The 3688-nt window shown below is 40.4% G+C and carries 3 protein-coding genes; 2 read left to right on the top strand and 1 reads right to left on the bottom strand.

Translation table 11 applies throughout. The annotated features are described in order from the left end of the window. Positions 1–231: 231 nt before the first annotated feature. Positions 232–1755 (bottom strand): primase C-terminal domain-containing protein, encoded by a 1524-nt coding sequence (locus EGT51_RS12640; RefSeq protein ID WP_135369014.1) that lies wholly within the window; start codon positions 1753–1755, stop codon positions 232–234. A 563-nt stretch (positions 1756–2318) separates the two neighbouring features. Here EGT51_RS12640 and prgP point away from each other — a divergent pair. Next, positions 2319–3236 (top strand): ParA superfamily DNA segregation protein PrgP, encoded by a 918-nt coding sequence (prgP, locus tag EGT51_RS12635; protein ID WP_039106782.1) that lies wholly within the window; start codon positions 2319–2321, stop codon positions 3234–3236. Beyond that, a complete protein-coding gene (gene prgO / locus EGT51_RS12630) occupies positions 3220–3504 on the top strand; it encodes a DNA segregation protein PrgO (protein ID WP_020090520.1) in 285 nt (94 codons plus the stop codon). Before prgP ends, prgO begins: the two co-directional genes overlap by 17 nt. Positions 3505–3688: the final 184 nt, after the last annotated feature.

Here is a 3688-nt window from a genome sequence, read left to right as displayed (position 1 = left end):
GATCTTTTTTGTCCGAACAGCGTTCGGATTAATTTTACAATCTACCAAACTATTAAGTTTGCCATACCAAGAACATACGTTCCCTTTTGGCTGACTACAGTTTACCGCACTTCCTAAAATTTGCCAAGCTATTTTTGTGAGTCCCCACACAAGACCCCTAAGTAGCAATACCCTCACACAGCAACAAGCCTATTCTAGATATATACCTATGGCAATTGATAGCAGCACTTTTCACCCCGTTCTTCTCCTCGTCTCCATTACCCACGGTGGCGCTGAATCACCACTCACCGCTTGCATCTCAGTTGAAGTGAGAACTGTTGGCTCATAACTATTTGTGCTTACAGTTGGCATTAGTGTCGTTAAGTACCCCGTCCACGCTTGACTTTGAGCCTGACGTCTCACCATAGCCGACTTAAATAACATGGTCACCGTCGTCAATAAAGTCGGCTGGTTACCACGCTGCACCCGCTTCAATTGCGAAGTTGCTTGTAATTGCTTCATAACCCGATTCAAACTCGCCGGAGAAATCCCTAACTCAGCCTGAATTTGACGCGTTGACATAGCAACCGAAGCAGCAGAACCACCCATTCGATTAATCAACGCAAGCACATCGTTACGCCATTCATTAGCATGGCTGTATTGTCGTTCGGCACGTGGCTTAGCAAATTTATGCCAGCCAATCCTAACAACGACTTTACCTGAAAAATTAGGCACCCATTGATCCAATAGTCCTTGAACATAACTCAGTGCGGCCCCTCGATAGTCACCTGAATAAGCGTCTCTGACGCACTGTACAACTTCGCGATCGACCAATGGGTCATGTAAATTTGAATTAAAGACGTCAAGCACGTCTCTCGCACGCTGCTGAGAAATTTTAGATTGATACATCGCTAAAGCTAGCGTCATAACGGTGTTATGACGGGCTAATCCATGGCCTGATTTGACTGTCGTCACTTTCAATAACGCTTTAAACCAAGCTTGATCAACCTGACGGCCCTCATCAGAAGACAATGAAATCACCTGATCTCCCATTTGGTCCGTGACGGGAACTTGAGCAGCATAATACTGTGACCACTTCATCAGAGCGCTCACCTGGATCAACATATTAGCATCAAAAAAAATCAGATTATCCTGACGCGGAATTCGGAAAATGCCAAAATTATTGCAGCCCACATCGACCCCAGTAACCCGTTGTTGAATCCACTGCCGCACAAAACTAGACATTTTCTGGGCCGCTTTCAAAACTGGAAACTGGCCGCGCTTCTTCCGTAAAAACATAGGCTGATCAAAAACGTAGTAGATATGGAACCCCTTCGCAGTCCGCAAAATCATCGTGGGAATGAATAAGTCGGCAACCGTGACCGCACCCAAAACTTCCCGCTCCCGAGCATCGCGTTCTTGCGCGTCAGCAAAATCAATATCAACGACCAAGGTATTAATCTGAGCTAAGTTAGCTTCTCGGTGACCACGAACGCTCCCCCTGTTCTGCGTGTAGCCCAGCCAGTTAAAGGTGTTAGGTGTCCAGTGAGTCATCCGATCAGCAATGGCCTCCAGACCTTCAAAAGAGGTGATAACCACACCATGTGCTTTTTGCATGGAATCCTTACTGCTGAAGAGCGCAATGGCCCCCTTCTTTGTAGGTGTTTCCATCACTTGTCCGGCAATATTAGAACTACTATTTTTAACTTTATATGTATGTAATGAATCGTGTAATACCAGTCTTTGCGCGTCTTGGATTGTCTTAAAATCATACATGGCCCGTCACCTCCCTTCAAAATAAACACCTAAGTTAGCTTAATAGAAAATACATAGAAAACGAAAAAGCGCAGACAAAAAAGCAACTCAGCGTTATGCCAAGTTGCTTAAGGTGAAAGTAGTCCGACTACCCCCGAATAAACTTTTAAGTTTTTAAAATTACCGCTTACGGATCTAATTAAAAAGATCCAGTGAACTTGCACAGAAGTCGCTCACCACACGTGTCCCCTTAGTTTTATTCCGGCAGCTTGTCCCCTACCGTTTTGAAATCACACCATTCTCGACATCTTACCATTTTGCTGGTATAATCTTCTTAGTTGAAAGAGATTTTGTCGAGCGCTTCCCAATTGCAGTTGGGTGGTGCTTTTCTTTTATTCTTTTTTTGTATTCTCTTATTTTTGAATATACCTAGAGTATAACCGAGCAAAGAAATGATGTAAAGGTAAACTTACCAAAATATATTTTTGACAAAACTTGCTATATTTGCTATATTTAGTATATTCGATATAGCGAGTATATCTACTATATTAAATATACTAAATATATTTTGAGAGGTAATTACAATGAGAAAAGGACGAGTAGTGGTCTTAACAAATATGAAAGGTGGCGTCGGTAAAACCACTGATACCGACCTTCTTGCAATAACGGCAAGTAAACCTTCATTGTTCAATCAAAAAGTTCTCTTGATTGATGTCGATTTGCAAGCTAATACTACAAGTAATGTAAAAAGAACTTTTAATCAACGTCATTTCCCACAGTCCTTTGTAAAGGCAGTACAAAGTGGAACTTTAAAAAATGCAATCTTTCCACTAACAAAAAATCTCGATTTCATTGCAGGTTCAATTGCCGAACACGAGCTTACTGATACGATTATCGATAACTCGAAGAGTAAACGAGACAGATATTTATATTTGGTAAAAATGGTAGATGAAATCAAATACGATTACGACTATATTTTTTTTGACGTCGCTCCTTCCACTGACACAGTCGTTGATGCAATAATTATGGCTTCTGATTATATCATTGCCGTACAAGAAGTTCGTAAAATGGCGATGGAAGGAACAAGTAATTTCATTGGGAAATACCTACAACCAATGTTAGATAATTTTCCTGAAGAAGCACACTTTCAAGTTGCAGGTGTATTGCCCGCACTTTTAACTTCTCATAAGAAGCGACAAATCGAAAACTATAGAGAGACTGTTGAAGTTTATGGACGCGATAACGTGTTCCACACTATTATCAAAAATCACGACCGTTTAGAAAATTTTGGCGAAGATGGTGTCTCACTCGAAGATTATAATGATCGAAAAATGTTTGGGCTCTTTGCCGATCTATTTTGTGAACTAGAGGCTCGAATTTCCTCATTTGAGAAAACTGGAGATGTTGAAAACTTTACTTATCAATCAAAATATTTTGATGCACTTGAAAATATTACATTACCACTTGGCAAGGAGATCGAAATAAATGGCGTTGCTGAATAAAAAGAACAATGAACAAAACACAGAAGATAATCGGAACAAGCCAACCATTATTGATGACGATGCAAAGATTACTTACGGTGAAAAACAATATAAGGCCAAAGATAGGCAGCCTATACAAGTCGATCCTCCGGTTGCCGATATGGTTCGAAATATCAGCTATGCAAAAGATATGCCAATGTACGAGGTTGTCAAAGTCGCCATGGAAGCTTATCGCGATACTCTTAGCGACTCTGAAAAAATAATTTATGATATGCGACAAGGCAAATAAATATAGCTAGTATATTAAGCATATTTAATATACTAGCTATATTTATTTGCCTTGTTGTTCTTTATGAGTGTTTAAATAATTATGTGTAAATAGAAAAATAAGCAATTGAAAAGGGAAAGCCTCTCCCTTATGATAGTTAGCAACCACACTCACTTCATAGGACATAGGAGGCTTTCCCCATGAC

This window comes from Levilactobacillus suantsaiihabitans, assembly GCF_004745505.1.
Classification (GTDB): domain Bacteria; phylum Bacillota; class Bacilli; order Lactobacillales; family Lactobacillaceae; genus Levilactobacillus; species Levilactobacillus suantsaiihabitans.
This window is presented reverse-complemented; position numbering and strand designations above follow the sequence as displayed.